This window comes from Desulfofundulus thermobenzoicus (assembly GCF_009428905.1).
In the GTDB taxonomy this organism is placed as follows: Bacteria; Bacillota; Desulfotomaculia; order Desulfotomaculales; family Desulfovirgulaceae; genus Desulfofundulus_A; species Desulfofundulus_A thermobenzoicus.
This window is the reverse complement of sequence record NZ_WHYR01000064.1, coordinates 1-15,720: the sequence shown is the minus strand read 5'-3', so window position 1 is coordinate 15,720 and position 15,720 is coordinate 1. Positions and strand designations below refer to the sequence as shown.

The 15,720-nt window shown below is 51.2% G+C and carries 19 protein-coding genes; 10 read left to right on the top strand and 9 right to left on the bottom strand.

Going from position 1 to position 15,720, the window contains the following annotated elements; genetic code table 11:
• Nucleotides 1-188: 188 nt before the first annotated feature.
• Complete coding sequence (locus GFC01_RS16250) at nt 189-737, top strand: mismatch-specific DNA-glycosylase (RefSeq protein ID WP_152948209.1); 549 nt, start codon at nt 189-191, stop codon at nt 735-737.
• A gap of 660 nt (nt 738-1,397) precedes the next feature.
• Here the strand turns inward: GFC01_RS16250 and GFC01_RS16245 are convergent.
• Nucleotides 1,398-2,519, bottom strand: coding sequence for a type II toxin-antitoxin system prevent-host-death family antitoxin (locus GFC01_RS16245; protein ID WP_152948208.1), 1,122 nt, complete (start codon nt 2,517-2,519; stop codon nt 1,398-1,400).
• 172 nt (nt 2,520-2,691) lie between these two features.
• Here GFC01_RS16245 and GFC01_RS20045 point away from each other — a divergent pair, with 172 nt between their 5' ends.
• Nucleotides 2,692-4,113, top strand: coding sequence for a DUF234 domain-containing protein (locus tag GFC01_RS20045; RefSeq protein ID WP_152948207.1), 1,422 nt, complete (start codon nt 2,692-2,694; stop codon nt 4,111-4,113).
• Nucleotides 4,094-4,708 carry a YkgJ family cysteine cluster protein gene (locus GFC01_RS16235; RefSeq protein ID WP_194175001.1) on the top strand — a complete coding sequence of 205 codons (615 nt, stop codon included), beginning with the start codon at nt 4,094-4,096 and terminating at the stop codon, nt 4,706-4,708. Before GFC01_RS20045 ends, GFC01_RS16235 begins: the two co-directional genes overlap by 20 nt.
• 6 nt (nt 4,709-4,714) lie before the next feature.
• On the opposite strand, the gene GFC01_RS16230 is transcribed toward GFC01_RS16235, so the two are convergent.
• Complete coding sequence (locus tag GFC01_RS16230) at nt 4,715-4,954, bottom strand: AAA family ATPase (protein WP_194175003.1); 240 nt, start codon at nt 4,952-4,954, stop codon at nt 4,715-4,717.
• Between GFC01_RS16230 and GFC01_RS19545 the strand changes: the two genes are divergently transcribed.
• Together GFC01_RS19545 and GFC01_RS18875 are read left to right on the top strand one after the other, a co-directional pair.
• Nucleotides 4,937-5,047 carry a Fic family protein gene (locus GFC01_RS19545; RefSeq protein ID WP_341474053.1) on the top strand — a complete coding sequence of 37 codons (111 nt, stop codon included), beginning with the start codon at nt 4,937-4,939 and terminating at the stop codon, nt 5,045-5,047. The two genes, GFC01_RS16230 and GFC01_RS19545, sit on opposite strands and share 18 nt — an antisense overlap.
• Before the next feature lie 18 nt (nt 5,048-5,065).
• Nucleotides 5,066-5,389 carry an ATP-binding protein gene (locus GFC01_RS18875; protein ID WP_194175002.1) on the top strand — a complete coding sequence of 108 codons (324 nt, stop codon included), beginning with the start codon at nt 5,066-5,068 and terminating at the stop codon, nt 5,387-5,389.
• Between the two features lie 68 nt (nt 5,390-5,457).
• On the opposite strand, the gene GFC01_RS16215 is transcribed toward GFC01_RS18875, so the two are convergent.
• The 3 genes from GFC01_RS16215 to GFC01_RS20255 form a co-directional block, all read right to left on the bottom strand.
• Nucleotides 5,458-5,880 (bottom strand): PIN domain-containing protein, encoded by a 423-nt coding sequence (locus GFC01_RS16215; RefSeq protein ID WP_152948204.1) that lies wholly within the window; start codon nt 5,878-5,880, stop codon nt 5,458-5,460.
• On the bottom strand, nt 5,877-6,146 hold the full coding sequence (locus GFC01_RS16210; RefSeq protein ID WP_152948203.1) for an AbrB/MazE/SpoVT family DNA-binding domain-containing protein: 270 nt from the start codon (nt 6,144-6,146) through the stop codon (nt 5,877-5,879). The genes GFC01_RS16215 and GFC01_RS16210 overlap by 4 nt, the downstream gene beginning before the upstream one ends.
• A gap of 236 nt (nt 6,147-6,382) precedes the next feature.
• Complete coding sequence (locus tag GFC01_RS20255) at nt 6,383-6,562, bottom strand: transposase (protein ID WP_207707637.1); 180 nt, start codon at nt 6,560-6,562, stop codon at nt 6,383-6,385.
• Between the two features lie 210 nt (nt 6,563-6,772).
• Between GFC01_RS20255 and GFC01_RS16200 the strand changes: the two genes are divergently transcribed.
• Nucleotides 6,773-7,090, top strand: coding sequence for a cupin domain-containing protein (locus GFC01_RS16200; protein WP_194175000.1), 318 nt, complete (start codon nt 6,773-6,775; stop codon nt 7,088-7,090).
• 165 nt (nt 7,091-7,255) lie between these two features.
• Here GFC01_RS16200 and GFC01_RS16195 read toward each other — a convergent pair whose 3' ends face one another.
• The 4 genes from GFC01_RS16195 to mads3 form a co-directional block, all read right to left on the bottom strand.
• Nucleotides 7,256-8,479 (bottom strand): cation:proton antiporter, encoded by a 1,224-nt coding sequence (locus GFC01_RS16195; protein ID WP_152948201.1) that lies wholly within the window; start codon nt 8,477-8,479, stop codon nt 7,256-7,258.
• 16 nt (nt 8,480-8,495) lie between these two features.
• Nucleotides 8,496-8,993 carry a cation:proton antiporter regulatory subunit gene (locus GFC01_RS16190; RefSeq protein WP_152948200.1) on the bottom strand — a complete coding sequence of 166 codons (498 nt, stop codon included), beginning with the start codon at nt 8,991-8,993 and terminating at the stop codon, nt 8,496-8,498.
• Between the two features lie 392 nt (nt 8,994-9,385).
• Nucleotides 9,386-10,003 carry a methylation-associated defense system protein MAD4 gene (gene mads4, locus GFC01_RS16185; protein WP_152948199.1) on the bottom strand — a complete coding sequence of 206 codons (618 nt, stop codon included), beginning with the start codon at nt 10,001-10,003 and terminating at the stop codon, nt 9,386-9,388.
• Nucleotides 10,000-11,253, bottom strand: coding sequence for a methylation-associated defense system AAA family ATPase MAD3 (mads3, locus tag GFC01_RS16180; protein ID WP_152948198.1), 1,254 nt, complete (start codon nt 11,251-11,253; stop codon nt 10,000-10,002). Before mads3 ends, mads4 begins: the two co-directional genes overlap by 4 nt.
• A gap of 495 nt (nt 11,254-11,748) precedes the next feature.
• Here mads3 and truD point away from each other — a divergent pair, with 495 nt between their 5' ends.
• The 4 genes from truD to GFC01_RS16160 all read left to right on the top strand — a co-directional run bounded on the left by truD (nt 11,749) and on the right by GFC01_RS16160 (nt 15,431).
• Nucleotides 11,749-12,909, top strand: coding sequence for a tRNA pseudouridine(13) synthase TruD (gene truD, locus GFC01_RS16175; protein WP_152948197.1), 1,161 nt, complete (start codon nt 11,749-11,751; stop codon nt 12,907-12,909).
• 12 nt (nt 12,910-12,921) lie between these two features.
• Nucleotides 12,922-13,680 carry a pseudouridine synthase gene (locus GFC01_RS16170; protein ID WP_152948196.1) on the top strand — a complete coding sequence of 253 codons (759 nt, stop codon included), beginning with the start codon at nt 12,922-12,924 and terminating at the stop codon, nt 13,678-13,680.
• Between the two features lie 271 nt (nt 13,681-13,951).
• A complete protein-coding gene (locus tag GFC01_RS16165) occupies nt 13,952-14,737 on the top strand; it encodes an IclR family transcriptional regulator (RefSeq protein ID WP_152948195.1) in 786 nt (261 codons plus the stop codon).
• A gap of 43 nt (nt 14,738-14,780) precedes the next feature.
• Entirely contained in the window at nt 14,781-15,431 is a 651-nt protein-coding gene (locus GFC01_RS16160) for a bifunctional 2-keto-4-hydroxyglutarate aldolase/2-keto-3-deoxy-6-phosphogluconate aldolase (protein WP_341474052.1), read from the top strand.
• Nucleotides 15,432-15,720 lie beyond the last annotated feature (289 nt).

Here is a 15,720-nt window from a genome sequence, read left to right as displayed (position 1 = left end):
TTGTTAATGTGACAATTACCATTATAAGGGGAACAGTGTGTGTACTCAACCATCTGGGGCAAGCCCGGATGGTTGATTTGTTTCCCAGTCAATTCCAATCCGTCAACCCATATCCAACTTAGCACAGATTATCCTTACGGAATTTTTACTTTACAAGCAATTAAAGGTAAGAGGAAAGGTGCCTTCTAATGGACATTCTTCCTGACGTGATTAAACCGGGTCTTAAAGTGATTTTCTGCGTGATGGCGGCTGGTAACCGTTCGGCCACAATTGGAGCCTATTATGCCGGGCGAGGTAACCAATTTTGGGCGGTGCTGTACCGTATTGGTCTGACCCCTCGCCAGTTACAGCCACGAGAATACCGTAGCCTCTTGAGCTACGGTATTGGACTTACTGATCTCGTGAAAAGTGTTTCCGGCAATGACAATACCTTAGACAAGGAGTTCTTTGATATTATCGGCTTGCGGCAGCGTCTGGAAAAAGCGTCTCCAAAGGTGGTCGCTTTTAATGGTAAGCGAGCTGCCATGGAATTCCTAGGTCGTCCTGTAAAATACGGGTTACAATCGGAAAGAGTGGGGTCATCGGCTGTTTTCGTTTTACCATCAACCTCAGGTGCTGCACGAGCTTACTGGAATGAACAATATTGGTTGGAACTTGCCGAGTATGTAGAACGGTATGATAAACAGGGGCACTACACAAGTTCTGAGCATGTCCTGAATGTCGTGGAATTTCGGTAGCGCCCTTTTTCGCGTTTTTTAAGCTGTTTTTATTGCCATGGAAGATTTTGGAGCAGTGACGACTTCAAGCAACGCTGTGGCCAATAGAGGTAGCTCTCGATACCCCTTGAGACGCTGAAACCCCTTCTCTGCAGACCGGGAAGAAAGCCTTTTCCCTTTGAATTCATGTTACAAAATAGTATAATCATGATTAGACTAATCATGCTAGGTAATGCAAATGGTTTTTGTAAACCACAAAGCTGAATTGAACTGGCTGGAGGAAGCTTATGGAAGCGGTCGTGACCGGGCTGCTGGTGTTATACGGCCGCCGGTCAGGGTTTTTGCCGGGGGAAGAGGCACGTTTTTTTGTGGCCGACCTGGCGCCCGACCGGGAGCAGTTAGCCGCTTTTTCGCAGCGGCTGTGGGAGCAGGCCTACGGACAGGCAGAAACGGTTTTTTCCTTTCCTTCCTGGGGAGGCTGCCTTCCGTTTTATGGGCGGGTTGGCCCGGCAGGAGCGGCTTATTGTGGTGCTGATGAATTTCCCTACCTTATGGAGACCAATCCGGCCATTCCTTCCATTTTGCAGAAAGTCTGGGACCCCTGGTGGGACGGGCGGAACGAATTGGACCTGCTGGCCGTCAATGAGGATGAAGCGGCCATTATGGTGGCGCCGCAAGGCTCTATCTCGCCAGTCGCTGCTGCTGCTTCACGGTCCTTTCCAGGGCGTCTTCCACCTGCAGGGCATAGTCGGCCAGCAGGTGGAGGTAATGGTGCAGGTATTCCCACGCCTGGAAGTCTACACGGTCGTGGCATAATACATTGATAGCTTCTGTGATAAAAGAAGCCGCCCGCCGGGTAATGATGCCGGCCCGGTACAGTACCAGGGGCAAGTGTTGCCGTTCTTCCGGTACGGGTAGCCCCAGCCTGACCACCGCCCGGTGGGCCAGGTTCAGGCAGGTGCGCAAAATGCCCTCATAGGAGGTAAAAACCTGGCCCCGGGCGGTGCGGACGATCCAGGTTGCCTTTAGCCGCCAGGCGGCAATGGTGGCCTCCTCCGGCGTAGGGCGGCCGTGCCGGAAAGCCAGCTTTTCCAGTTCCACTTTAAAGGAATGGTCCGGGGTGTGGACCGGCAGGGCGCCGGCCTGTATCCAGGGGAGGGAAGAAAGGGTGTGGGGTGCGTTCAGTACCACCACTTCCACCGGGGTGAAGAGCCATTCCGCCCAGGGTTCGGGGTCATAACCGGGAAAAAGCGCCTCCGTCAAGGAGTATTCCAGTGCCGCTGCCAGGTCCAGGGCGTCGTCTATGTTCGGGCACAGGGAGGGGTAAAGGCCGATGCCCACATCCACATCACTCAAAGGGGTGACCGTGCCCCCGGCATAAGACCCCATCAAATAGGCCACGGCCACCTGTGGCCGGTCCTGGACATGGCGTTTAATTTCACTGATAATTTTTTCGCTCTCGAGAAGCATTTTCATTCCTCCCTGGGTGCAGGTAAACAGTACAGGCAAATGGGAGTGCCCCTGCCGGGGTAAACGAACCTCGCGAATGGCTTCGGCGACAGCTTCATAGGAAATACCGGCTTCGGCGACTGCTTGCTGGATCTTCTCCAGGGCTTCGATTAACCGGTCTTCCTTTGCTTTTTCGGCAAGGGCTTTCAATCGCACGTGCTCATCATAATCCAGAAGAATGGCCTTTTCCTTCGAGCGCCGGGTGATGATTACCGGTTGTTTATTTTTGTTTACCCGGCTGATCAAATCTCCCAGAATTCGCCTGGCATTTTCCACGTTAATGATGTTTTCCATAAGGTTCAGCTCTATGTTCAGCTTACGTATAAAACCAATATTGTCAATCCAATAGATCAATGGCCAGTTGTTGCTAATTGCATCCGGGATTGAATCCGGTTATTTTATTTAGTATAATCTTGATTAGACTAATCATATCATAATCAAGTTATATTAGTAATGAGGTGCTGCTGTGACTTTTGTGAACCGCAAAGCTGAACTACACTGGCTGGAGGAAGCTTATGGAAGCGGTCGTGCCGGGCTGCTGGTGTTATACGGCCGCCGGCGGGTGGGTAAGACGGAGCTGCTAAGGGTTTTTTGCCGGGAGAAGAGGCACGTTTTTTTTGTGGCCGACCTGGCGCCGGACCGGGAGCAGCTGGCCGCCTTTTCCCAACGCCTGTGGGAACAGACCTGCGGACAGGCAGAAACGGGTTTTACCTTTCCTTCCTGGGAGGCGGCCTTTCGCTTCATGGGTGGATTGGCCCGGCAGGAGCGGCTTATTGTGGTGCTGGATGAATTTCCCTACCTCATGGAAACCAATCCGGCCATTCCTTCCATTCTGCAGAAAGTCTGGGACGAGGATTTGAGAAATACCGGGATATTGTGTATTTTGTGCGGTTCCTATGTAGGAGTGATGGAGAGGGAGGTTCTGGGATATAAGAGCGCCCTCTACGGCAGGCGCACCGGGCAATACCTGGTCGAGCCCCTGCACTTTCACGATATGGCGGGCTTTTTCCCGGGGAGGGATCCTATCTGGCGGGTGGAAGCCTACGCCGTGCTCGGTGGAGTGCCGGCATACCTGCTGGAATTTATGAATGAAGTTGATTTTTTTGCCGGTATTGCCCGCCGGGTGCTGCGCCGGGGCACCTTCCTCTATGAAGAACCGCGTTTTCTTCTTATGCAGGAACTGCGGGAGCCGGCCAATTATTTTGCCTTGCTCAGGGCCATTGCCCACGGCAAAACCCGCCTGAATGAAATCACCCAAGCGGCGGGTTTGCCCGACCGCAGCGCTGCTTCCCGTTACCTGGACATATTAAGGGACATGGGTTTAATCCAGCGTCTGGTGCCGGTGACGGAAAAGCAGCCGCAGAAAAGCCGTCGGGGTATTTACCGGCTACAGGATCAATTTCTGCGCTTCTGGTTTCGGTTTGTTTACCCCAACCGCAGCGACCTGGAGGAGGGCGAAGCGGAGAGGGTGCTGGAAACCAGGATCAAGCCCCATTTTCCGGAGTTTGTTGGCCCGGCCTTTGAAGAGGTTTGCCGGCAGCATTTGCGCCTTTTAGGGCGGCGGGGGAAACTTCCCTTTTATCCCCACCGCCTGGGCTCCTGGTGGGACGGGCGGAACGAACTGGACCTGCTGGCCATCAGTGAGGATGAAGCGGCCATTATGGTGGGTGAGTGCAAGTGGTGGGCGAAACCGGTAGGGGCAAATGTACTCTCCGAACTCCAGCAAAAGGCCAGAGCCGTGCTGCCCCATTTTCAGCGGCCGCCGCAGGTATATTACGCCCTGTTTGCCCGGAACGGTTTCACCGGGGAGCTGCATCAAATGGCGGCAAAACGACACGACCTGCTGCTTATTGAAGCCGGTCAATTCCATGGTGCAGGCGATTTGTGAACTTTTATTCGCTGTGATTACGTTTTCTAAAAAGTCTTTCCGCCGAGGTGAGCCAGGCATGGTTATTGAAATTGCGCCGGAGAAGCTTAAATTGATAGCCGCACAGAAAGAAGATGAAAACTGGGATTTCCGTTCCTTTTTAAAAGCCAGTATTGCGGATAAAAAAGTGGATTCCCTGGTACACAGGTTATATAAAGATATTTCTTCGCAGATTGACTGCAAACAGTGCGCCAACTGTTGCCGGGAATGCAGTCCAGTTCTACACGATAAAGACATCACGAGGTTATCTCAAGGGGCAGGTATTCCGGTTTCCGAATTTAGAGAAAAATACTTGAAAAAGGTTGAAAACGACTATGTTTTTAACCAGAAACCCTGCCCATTTTTAAAGGACAATCTGTGTACGCAATATTCATATCGTCCTGATGATTGCAGGAGTTATCCTCACTTGCACAAAAAGGGTTTTGTTTTCCGGTTAATCGGGGTAATTGATAATTATGCCGTCTGTCCGATTGTGTTTCATGTTTACGAGAAACTGAAAAAAGAGTTGGGTTGGAAGAAAAGGACCGGATTCGGAAGAATGCCGACGTATGGTTAACGTCGATCATCCCAGCACACCCCCGGCAAAAAGGACACCCAGCCAGTCTTTCAAAGCCGGGTGTTTGCTGCCCAGGACGATGTCGGTGGCACACTCCCCGGTCCTGGCGAAGCAGAGGATCTTCTCCGGCTCGGCCAGGCTTAAAATAACCGGGGAATGGGTGGCCGGGAGTATCTGTGCGTTGTATACGGAAGAAAGGGACTGGAACATGGTTTCCGCTGCCCGGGGATGAATACCTTTCTTCATCCGGACTTGTTTACAATGGTGGCAGCTTATGCCTTTCACATTTGTAAAAATCACCCTTTCATTGACGTTAATAAGCGGACGGGGTTAGACTAATTGCGCGAGCTACTTTGGATGGTTTTTGTAAACCGCGAGATGGAATTGAACTGGCTGGAGGAAGCTTATGGAAGCGGTCGTGCCGGGCTGCTGGTGTTGTACGGCCGCCGGCGGGTGGGGAAGACGGAACTGCTCAGGGTTTTTTGCCGGGGGAAGAGGCACGTTTTTTTTTGTGGCCGACCTGGCTCCCGACCGGGAGCATCTGGCCGCCTTTTCCCAACGCCTGTGGGAACAGGCCTGCGGACAGGCAGAAACGGGTTTTCCCTTTCCTTCCTGGGAGGCTGCCTTTCGTTTTATGGGCGGGCTGGCCCGGCAGGAGCGGCTTATTGTGGTGCTGGATGAATGAGAATGAAGCGGCCAAATTGATAGCCGCACAGAATTTCGTCAGATATGACCAGGTTTATTCGATATTATTTCTTCTGCGGATATCCCGGGGGTTCGACCAGACTTACGTTTAACTTTTCAAAATCACTATCAAAAGAACAGACACTTTCTTCGTGTTGGTTGGCCAGAGCGGCCAGGTAGGCATCTACAAAATCAATGTTTTTTTCTGCCATGTCTTGTAAAGCCTGGACAGCCAGATCGGAATTGTCGACTTGAATACCATCCGCGTGAATAAAGGAAACCAGCGTATTAGCAATCTCCCGTTTGGTAAATTTGTAAAAAGAGGAGAGAACCCGGACGATTTCAGCTATCACCAGGTGGTGAAGGCGCAGGCAAACTTCCCCCTTCTCGGCGCGGGCCATCAACTCTAGCGCCTGGGCGGCCATATCCGGCGGATTACCGGTAAGAAATCGTAGGACAACGTTGGCATCAATCCATAAATAAATCATTCTTTTTCTTTCCCTTTAACCAGGATCTGCCGGGCAATACTGGCGGCTACTTCCTCACGCACTTTTTCTTTGCCAGGATATTCTTTGACAGTTGGTAAAGAAGCGTATAACTCTGTTAAGCGCTTGCGTTTAAAAGACCTTACCTTAACCTCGCCTTCCGGGCTTACATCAAAGAGTAGTTCGTCTCCCGGTTGCAGGTTAAGCATGCGGCGCACAGTTACCGGTATGGTTATCTGGCCCTTACTCGTTAATCGTGCCCTTAACATATGAACATCTCCTTACCAACAGCATATGTCCTTCATCGAGCTGTGTCAAGCCTTTCCCTTAAGGCAGGATCCACTGCTACTGGCAGAGACCGGGCTGCAGGTTCTGGGTGGCGCTGCAAGGTTCCATCTTGCCGGTCGCTGCTGCTTCACGGTCCTTTCCAGGGCATCTTCCACCTGCAGGGCATAGTCGGCCAGCACGTGGAGGTGATGGTGCAGGTGTTCCCACGCCCGGAAGTTTACACGGTCGTGGCACAATATATTGATGGGGTTCCATTATTCTTGTAGGTCCTTACCCAACGGCTGATGAGGGATGGAGCAACATCATACCTGCGGCCAACAATAGAAGCGTTGCCTGTTTCCATGACCTCCTTAACCATTTGCATTTTTTGCTCTGGTGAGTATTGTTTTCTAGCCATTCAGAACTCCCCCCCTACAGCATAATGTAACAGATTTAAGTCAAACTGTCCAATAAGTGCCCTCTGGCCGTTCGCCGGGGGTGATCAATATCACACCCGTACTGTGAGCCCCTTAATAACTTTCTTTACATGAATAAATTACTATTTTATAAAGCTAAAAGTTATACAAATAATAACGAAACCGGATATTCTAAAGGGAGGTTACTTATTATGGAAGTAATTAAGATTTCCGAATTACCCGTATTCACTAACCCGCGGGGAGTAAGTGCCAGAAAGGTACTGGAACGAGACGGTCTCGTGCTCATGAACCTGCTGTTAAAACCGGGCGACGTGGTCCAGGCTCATACATCGCCGCAAAATGTCGTTTTCCAGGTGGTCCAGGGCAAAGGGGCTATCAGCGTTGGTGATGTTGAATCAACAGTGGAGAAGGACGATCTCGTTTACAGCCAGAAGGGTATTCCCCATGGTTTAAAGGCGGCACCGGATCAAGAGTTTCATGTACTGGTCTGGAAACTTCCCACCCCGTAGACGAACGGCACATTTTGCCTGGTCCATCACACTGCTCGACTCTGCCGGCAGCATTACGGGTATTGCCGGTCTTTTATTAAAATGGCCTGGCCGGCCTGTTCGGGCTGCGGATTGCCACCGGCACTGTGATCATGCTTTCTCAAAGGACGAAGTCCCGGGCACGGCTTAAGCCTTTTCTTTGCCCCAAAACCTGCCGGTTTTTATCAACCCGCGGATGCGTTCGTATAGTTCATAAAAATTTTTGGAGTATTTGGCCAGTGGGGGGGACACAAAAGCCAGGACTAAAACGTAAAGTGCCGCCATGCTTGGCAACTGCCCGCTGGTGCCGGAGGCCGCCGCCATACTGGCCAGAATCACCGAGAATTCTCCCCGGGCCATAACGGTGAAGGCCACATTAAATGCCCTTTTGGCCTTATACCCGGCCAACCAGGCGGCCAGCAGCCCGGCTATGATATTGCCCGTGACCGTCACCACCACGATAACCAGGGTAATACTATAAACTTCCGGGAAAAGCCGGTAGTTTATTTCCAGGCCGAAGGAAAAGAAAAACATGGCGGCAAAAAGGTCACGCATGGGTGTGATCATTTGGATGATCCGTTTGTTGTGTGTGGTTTCCGCCAGCACCAATCCCAGCAGCAGGGCGCCGATGGCTTCCGCCAGATTTATTCTTTCCACCCCGACGGCCACCAGTAATAGCAGGGTGAAAACCGCTGCCGTAAAGCATTCGCTGGTTTTAAATTTAAACAGGGGTTCCATCAGGCGGGCCAGTCTCTGCCCAAAAATTAAAACCAGAAAGATTATGCCCGGAATAAGCAGGACGGCGGGCAGCAAAGCCGGCCACCGGGGGTCTCCCGTTATTAAAAGAGCCGAAAGAATGGATAAATATACGGCAATAAAGACATCCTCGAAAACCAGAATGCCCAGAATCAGTTCGGTTTCCGGGTTGGCCGTGCGCTTTAAATCGATAAGCAGTTTGGTGACCATGGCGCTGCTGGAGACGCTGGTAATACCCCCGACGATCACTGCCTCAGGCCAGCGATGGAAAAGAAACCACCCCACCAGCATACCCCTGATAAAATTAAACCCTACGTATATGATGCCGCTTTGCAAAATTGGCCGCCCGGCGGCCACCAGTTTGCCGGCGGAAAACTCCAGCCCCAGGTAAAACAGCATTAACAGGACGCCCAGGCGGGAAAGGAATTCGAGGGACTCACCGGGGGATACAAGGTAAAAAGAGACGTTTCCCACTGCCGGGGCGTGGGGGCCCACCAGCATACCCATCAGGATTAAAAAAGGGATGGACGAATATTTCAGGCGGGAGGACAGGATATTGGCCAGGGTGATGAAAACAAAGGCTATTCCCACATTGACGATTACATCCTCTGTCATTGCTACCCCCTTACATTTAAAACATTTCCTCCTCAAACTGTTTCATTTTTTCGGATGTACCCGCGGCAATGATTATCTGCCCGGGGGTAAAGACAAAGCCGGGACCGGGATTGATGCACACCGCTTCCCGCTTGTTTCTGCGCTTTTCATCAATTACCGAAATAACCACAATGCCGTGATTTTTGCGCAATCCCAGCTCGCCGATGCTGCGGCCGTTGATGGGTGATTGCTCCCTCACCTTGAGCCACTCAATGCGCAAATCGGAAACGGCCGTTTCCAGCTTTTCCAGGGTTTTGGGCTGGTAAAACGCTCCGGCGATGATGGAACCTATCTGGCGGGCTTCCTGATCGTTGAGCAGGAAGGAATCCACCGGTTCATCCTCATCCCCGGCAAAATGGTAGATTTCCCTGTTTCCGTCGTCGTGGACGACGATGGCGATGCGCTCTCCGTTTTCCAGGTTGATCTGGAATTTTTTGCCCAGTCCTGGGAGCTCGGCTTCTTTAATAACGGACATACAACGCCCTCCGGGTGGTTTATAGCTCTATTATACCAGTATAAAATGTTCTTTCCAATAGTGAGTTTGGGAAGAGGGTGTGGCCGGTGGGGTTTCGTTCGGTTTAGCAAGTACCTGGTATTTATCTGGGGCATGGAATATATTTTTCCGAAAAAAGACCTGCTGGACTACAGGTCCGGGATTGAAGCCGGTTATTTAATCATGCATAAATTGTCTTGGCAATGAGGTGCTGCTGTGACACAAATGGCGGTAAAACGAAACGACCTGCTGCTTATTGAAGCCGGTCAATTCCATGGTGCAGGCGTTTTGTAAACTTTTATTCACCGTGATTGCGTTTTCTGAAAGGCATTCTTTCCGCTGAGGTGAACCAAGCATAGTTATTGAAATTGCGTTCATTCTGTGGAGAACCATTTCTTCAGGGTTGCTTTTAACTTCACAAATGCCTGGTTTACGCAGTTATCCAGGCTGACGGATTTAGCCAACTGATAGAATAGCGAAGAGGAGCGGGCCTTTCCGGCCAGTTTCAATGCCTGTTCAAAGGCCCTTTTCGGTTCCTTCGGTTTCCCCCGCCGGCCCTCGATAAGGTTTTCCTGTAGCAACCAGGACCTTAAATCCGTTTCCTTTCCGGCCCACCCCATAATCCGGTCCAGATGGGGTGAATCACTCCAGACCCAAATTTCCAGTTCCGGGGAAATAACTATGGCTGCGGCCCGGTCACCCCAGCCGGAGCGACTCAATCGTTCTTCAATCTGCTTTTCCAGCTCTTTTCTGGATAAAGTTTCCCGGCCGCAGCCTTCATGATCTAGCATTATCAGTGCATGGGTATGGCTGTTGATCATGGATCGCAGGAAATCATGCCCCCGTAACAGGCACCCGGGATCATGTTCAGGATGAACGAAACAATCAAAGGTCAATTGACGTATCCCCAGCGCCTGTGGGCGTGTCAGCAGCCCCTTAATTGTGTACTCCATGTTTTTGTCGGCCACGAGGATGGCCAGGTCCTTGATCATCCCAGCACACCCCCGGCAAAAAGGACACCCAGGTTGGTCTCACCCTGCCAGTCTTTCAAAGCCGGGTGTTCGCTGCCCAGGACGATGTCGGTGGCGCCCTCCCCGGTCCTGGCGAAGCAGAGGATCTTCTCCGGCTCGGCCAGGCTTAAAATAACCGGGGAATGGGTGGCCAGGAGTATCTGGGCGTTGTATACGGAAGAAAGGGACTGGAACATGGTTTCCACTGCCCGGGGGTGAATGCCGTTTTCCGGCTCCTCGATCAGGTAAATTCCCTTAAAATCAGGCAGGTAGGCCGGTAATGTGAGCGCCAGGAGGCGCAGCGTCCCATCGGAGGCCATCCATGACGGTACAGTTAAACCGCCGCGATAGACCAGCACCAGGTAACAATGTTTGTCGTCTTCCCGCACCACGGTTTGAATGCCTTCCAGGTCCGGGAGGGCCGTCTGCAGGTGGGCGATCCAGTCTTGAAATTTTTCCGTTGATTTCTCCCGCAAATGGGCCACCACCCAGGGCAGGTTGGAACCGTCCGGCTTGAATCCCCGTACCTGTCCCGGGGGGCTGGCTCTCCGCAAAAGTATGCTGTTTAGAATAAACTGTTGCACACCTTCGGTTAACAAGCTTTTCAACCAGGTGGTTACAGGGAATTTTGATTCGTCTTCCGGCAGGTTTCCCAGGGCAGACTTGCGTGTACCCAGTTTAAATGCTGGAGCCCATCCCTTGCCGGTTTCAGAGTAGACTTCAGAATAGTAATTATCATTACCTCCGTAAACTTTGTTTACGACTGTACGTCCATATTTTTTTCCTTTGGGGGTGAGAATTGTTCTGGGGGGCTCAATGAAATCCGGAAAGAGGGTTCTTTCCTTAACAGGAATTGGTTTTGCTTTTTTCAGCAAGACCTTTTCCGCAAGTATTTCCGTTTCCCCATGCTCATTTCCCAGCTTAACTTCATACCGCACCGTATCATATGGCTGGTCGCCCAGTTGTTCCCGGCGATCGGCAGGAATCCTGGTTTCAATGGCCAGTTCAAAACTATTCCCGGCCCGCCCCCAGACCAGATCTTGAAAATTTTTCGTTCTTTCTCCTACTGCCACGTCCAGACCTTCCGAAACCAGGCTTCCCAGAAAGGAAATTACGTCCAGGAAAGTCGTTTTCCCGCTGGCGTTGGGGCCGATTAAAACATGAAAGGGACCCAGGGGTTGCCGGACATATCTCAGGCAGCGAAAATTTAAGGCTTCAATCAACGTGATCATAATATATGCTATCCTCACTCAAGTTAATAAAAAGGCCGCTCGTCTTCCCGCATGGCCAGCAATTTCAATGTTCCTCCAAATATAACCAAACCATTTTGCTTTTTATTATTATAACCACTGACCGGGGAATAAGGAACACCCGGGGAGGTAAAAGATTTACGGAAAAATCGTAGTGTAACAGGGCTACGGATGCAAGGCTTTGAGAACGGCGCCATGCACCGGGCCATGATGCCTTCTGTTAATCCATTACCTACGACGCGGGGGCGTAGATATACTGAAGAGTTGTAACACGGGTACCCGCCGGCAAGGCAATTATTTCCGACGAAGAAATGCTCTGGTTGGCCGCGATAATAAAAACAAAGGGCCGTATAATATCATCCAGTTTATCCGGCCCAGGTTTCTGGTGCAGGGCAAAGCCGGGTTTTGCAAAGCGCTGTGGATTGTGGTACATATTTTAAGGAGGCGGCAAACAGGGAAAAAAGGAGTAAGGGCTAAATGAAACTAAAGGTGACCCCCGGGGATTTCGTGGTCAGGGAACTGGCCCGCCTGCCCCTGCGGGAAAAGGGGCCCTACCGGCTGTACCTTTTGGAGAAAAAGGGCTGGAACACCATCGATCTCCTGCTGCGGATTGCCAGGGTCCACGGCCTTCCCTACGGCCTTTTCGCTTACGGGGGGTTGAAGGACAGACACGCCCATACCTTTCAGTACGTTACGGTTAAGTATCCCGCCAATTTAACCACCGGCGATAATAACTTTTATTTCCAGAGCATAGGCTTTATGGACAGGCCCATGGGTCCCGATCTGCTGGAGGGAAACCAGTTTGCCATCACCATCCGTGCCTTGAGCCCGGAAGAGGTGTCCCGCATCGGCCGCCGGGTGGATGAGGCCAGGGGTTTTGGCTACCCCAATTATTATGATGACCAGCGTTTTGGCAGCATGGACCGCCAGATGGGCTTCATGGCCGAGAGGCTGCTGAAAAAGCATTATAACGGCAGCCTGCAGGTCTACCTTACCGGCATTTACCCGGAAGAAAAAAAAGAGGCCAGGGAGCGCAAGCTATTTTTCCGCGAACACTGGGGGGACTGGGCCACCTGCCTTACCCGGGCCAAAACCTCCATGGAAAGAAAAATCTTTTCCCTGTTCGTAGAAAAACCAAAGGCCTGCATAGAGGCCCTGCAGATGATTCCCCGGGAAGAGCTTTCCCTTCTTTTTTCGGCCTACCAGAGTTTTCTCTTTAACGAGCTTTTAAGAAGGGTCCTGCAGGAACTCGGGGTTGATCTCGTGGCCGTTCCGGGAGTGGCCGGACCCTATCTTTTCTACCGGCGCCTGGAAAGAAAAGAGCTCGGCTATTTAAAGTCCCTTGCCCTGCCCCTGGCTGCCAGCCGCATGGAGTTTCCCGATGACCGTGCGGAGCGGCTATTTGCGGCCATCCTGGAGGAAAGGGGTTTCACGCGTGGCGCATTCAACCTCCGTAAAGTACGGCAGGCCTTTTTCAAGTCCACCCCCAGGGAGGCCATAGTTTTTCCCGGCGATTTTCGTTTGGAACCGGCGGAACCAGATGATCTTTACCCCGGCAGGCAAAAGATCCGTCTTTTCTTTAAGCTGCCCCGGGGGAGCTACGGGACAATGCTTATCAAAAGGCTGACCATGCCCTGAAGGTGAGAAAAAATGGCGGAAAAAGAGCGGCAGCGCCTGGATAGAGTGCTGGCACACATGGGGCTGGGCACCCGTAAGGAGATTAAAAGGTTATTAAAAGAAAAACGGGTCAGGGTCAACGGAGAGCCGGCCGGGGACCCGGGGTTGTACGTGTTACCCGGCCGTGACCGCCTTGAGGTGGACGGCAAGCCCGTAGAGTACAGGCGGTACATATATTTGATGTTAAACAAGCCGCAGGGTGTTCTGTCTGCCACTGAAGATAAACTGGCGAAAGTGGTGGTCGATCTGCTCCCGCCGGAATACCGGGCATTTCACCCCTTTCCCGTGGGGCGGCTGGACAGGGATGCCGAAGGGTTGCTCTTGCTTACCAATGACGGTAAACTGGCCCACCGGCTCCTGTCACCCAAAAAACACGTGCCCAGAACCTATTTTGCCGTGGTGTCCGGCAGGGTTACGGAAGCAGACGCTGGGGCATTCCGTCGTGGAGTGACCTTGAATGACGGCTACCTGACCATGCCCGGCGAATTAAAGATTCTTCACTCCGGACCGGAATCGGAGGTTGAGCTTACCATTTATGAAGGAAAATATCATCAGGTCAAGCGCATGTTTGAGGCTCTGGGCAAAAAAGTGACCTATCTTAAGCGTATCGCCATAGGGCCCCTGGTGCTGGATGAAACGTTAAAGCCCGGAGAGTACCGTGAATTGAAGGAAAAGGAAATAAACGCGCTGCTTGATAACCCCCAGCCAAAGCCCGACCCCTTAATAAACTGAGCTTCCTGTAACAGCCGGTCATACCCATGACCGGTTTTTCCATTATTAAGAAAACACGAAATATAGGATTTATGCAGGAAATAAGGATGATCATGTCGAACCCTAAACCACAGTATAAAATGATATTTCATAATGTGGAATATGAAATGCCAAAGTAAAAATTTCTTTAAGATTTTTTTAAGAATGAAGAAGGAAACTATAAATTTATAGCGAATGTAATTCACAATATAAAATTATATTCCATATTATGAAATAAAGAAGGGGTAAGGAAATGCAGGGCAGTACGAAGCCTGTCCAGGGAGCACAATCAATATACCGGGCATTCCAGTTGCTGGAATGTGTGTTTGAGCTGTCAGAGGGAGCGACGCTGGCGGAGTTATGCCGGCAAAGCGGTTTGAACTCCAGCACGGCCTTCCGGATTCTTGCTGTGCTGGAAGACCTGGGTTATGTGCGCAAGGGTGACGATGATGTATATCGTCCCGGCTTTAAACCCCTTTTGCTGACCGAGAAACTTTTTGACACACTGGACGTCAGATCGGTCGCCCATCCGATTTTAAAAGAATTAAGTCATCAGACGAAAGAAGTATGTCATCTGGTCATCCGAGATGGCCTGGAAGCCGTATACATCGACAAGGTGGAGGATAACAGCCAGACCATTCGTATGCACTCCAGAGTGGGTAAACGGGCCCCTTTGCACTGTACTGCCGTGGGCAAGGTTTTGCTGGCCGGCATGGATGATGATTCGCTGGAGAAAATCCTCCCGCGGCTGGAGCTCAAGCGTTTTACGGAAAATACCATCACCACCCTGGAACACCTGAGGGCGGAAATTGACCGGGTGCGCCGGGATGGTTATGCCCTGGATAGATCTGAACATGAAGATTTTATTAAATGCGTGGCTGCGCCGGTTTATGACGCCCATCATGCTGTAAAAGCTGCCATAAGTATTTCCGTTCCAGCCATAAGATTTCCCCCGGAAAGGGAACCGCAACTGCTTGAGATGTTGCTTGACAGTTGTCAAAAGGTGTCAAAACAACTGGGGGACTTGCATCATAAATAACATTATAACTAACTTACGGGTTTTCATATGGAGGGGAGTATATGTGTTAAGGAAGTATGAGCTTTTAAATCGCATCCTGGATTGTGGTATTGTGGCCGTGGTACGTGCCGATAACCCGGAGAAAGCCTTTAAAGTGGCAGAAGCTGTACGCCAGGGCGGTATCAGTGCCATTGAGATCACCATGACGGTGCCCGGTGCCGTCGAGGTTATTAAAGAACTGGTGCACAAATTTAACGCAAATGAGATGGTGATTGGCGCCGGTACGGTACTGGATGCCGAGTCGGCCCGCCTGGCCATACTGGCGGGGGCGGAATTCATAGTTTCTCCCCATTTAAACCCCGATATGGTACGGATGTGCAGACGCTATCAGAAAATATGCATGCCCGGCGCCATGTCAGTGCGGGAAGTGGTGGAGTGCATGGAGATGGGTGCCGATGTGGTGAAAATTTTCCCGGGCAGCCTCTTTGGTCCAGGCATAATTAAAGCAATCAAAGGTCCCCTGCCCCAGGCGCCCCTGCTACCCACCGGCGGTGTTAACCTGGAAAATGTAGGTGAATGGATCCGGGCCGGTGCGGTAGCTGTAGGTGTGGGTAGCGAGTTAACCAAAAAAGGACTGGCTGAAAACAATTATGAGTTAATTACTCAGACGGCAAAGGCCTTTGTGGAAAAGATTAAACAGGCCCGCCAGCAATAAGTTTGGTAAGAAAAGCAGGAGGAGTTGAAAGTTTCATGGCACAAAAAGCAGTTTGTTTCGGCGAAATCATGTTGCGTTTATCCACTCCCGGATACCAGCGTTTTGTGCAGGCCGAATCCTTTGACGTAACATACTGTCAATCATCATTTTAATTTAGCCCAACCACGGCCCATTTTCGCAGATTGAACAATCTGCAACAGTTTCTGATACCAGAATAATCAGCAACTGCTTTGCATATTGTTTTGGTATTTCAGGTCAGTCAGTCCGTCCACCAGAATGTGGCAATCAG

Excerpts from the sequence above, each read along its gene's own strand:
- GFC01_RS16250 (WP_152948209.1), top strand. The coding sequence starts at position 189 with ATGGACATTCTTCCTGACGTGATTAAACCGGGTCTTAAAGTGATTTTC.
- GFC01_RS16245 (WP_152948208.1), bottom strand. The coding sequence starts at position 2,519 with ATGGAAAACATCATTAACGTGGAAAATGCCAGGCGAATTCTGGGAGAT.
- GFC01_RS16235 (WP_194175001.1), top strand. The coding sequence starts at position 4,094 with ATGGTGCAGGCGATTTGTGAACTTTTATTCGCTGTGATTACGTTTTCT.
- GFC01_RS19545 (WP_341474053.1), top strand. The coding sequence starts at position 4,937 with ATGAATACCTTTCTTCATCCGGACTTGTTTACAATGGTGGCAGCTTAT.
- GFC01_RS16230 (WP_194175003.1), bottom strand. The coding sequence starts at position 4,954 with ATGAAGAAAGGTATTCATCCCCGGGCAGCGGAAACCATGTTCCAGTCC.
- GFC01_RS18875 (WP_194175002.1), top strand. The coding sequence starts at position 5,066 with ATGGTTTTTGTAAACCGCGAGATGGAATTGAACTGGCTGGAGGAAGCT.
- GFC01_RS16215 (WP_152948204.1), bottom strand. The coding sequence starts at position 5,880 with ATGATTTATTTATGGATTGATGCCAACGTTGTCCTACGATTTCTTACC.
- GFC01_RS16210 (WP_152948203.1), bottom strand. The coding sequence starts at position 6,146 with ATGTTAAGGGCACGATTAACGAGTAAGGGCCAGATAACCATACCGGTA.
- GFC01_RS20255 (WP_207707637.1), bottom strand. The coding sequence starts at position 6,562 with ATGGCTAGAAAACAATACTCACCAGAGCAAAAAATGCAAATGGTTAAG.
- GFC01_RS16200 (WP_194175000.1), top strand. The coding sequence starts at position 6,773 with ATGGAAGTAATTAAGATTTCCGAATTACCCGTATTCACTAACCCGCGG.
- GFC01_RS16195 (WP_152948201.1), bottom strand. The coding sequence starts at position 8,479 with ATGACAGAGGATGTAATCGTCAATGTGGGAATAGCCTTTGTTTTCATC.
- GFC01_RS16190 (WP_152948200.1), bottom strand. The coding sequence starts at position 8,993 with ATGTCCGTTATTAAAGAAGCCGAGCTCCCAGGACTGGGCAAAAAATTC.
- mads4 (WP_152948199.1), bottom strand. The coding sequence starts at position 10,003 with ATGATCAAGGACCTGGCCATCCTCGTGGCCGACAAAAACATGGAGTAC.
- mads3 (WP_152948198.1), bottom strand. The coding sequence starts at position 11,253 with ATGATCACGTTGATTGAAGCCTTAAATTTTCGCTGCCTGAGATATGTC.
- truD (WP_152948197.1), top strand. The coding sequence starts at position 11,749 with ATGAAACTAAAGGTGACCCCCGGGGATTTCGTGGTCAGGGAACTGGCC.
- GFC01_RS16170 (WP_152948196.1), top strand. The coding sequence starts at position 12,922 with ATGGCGGAAAAAGAGCGGCAGCGCCTGGATAGAGTGCTGGCACACATG.
- GFC01_RS16165 (WP_152948195.1), top strand. The coding sequence starts at position 13,952 with ATGCAGGGCAGTACGAAGCCTGTCCAGGGAGCACAATCAATATACCGG.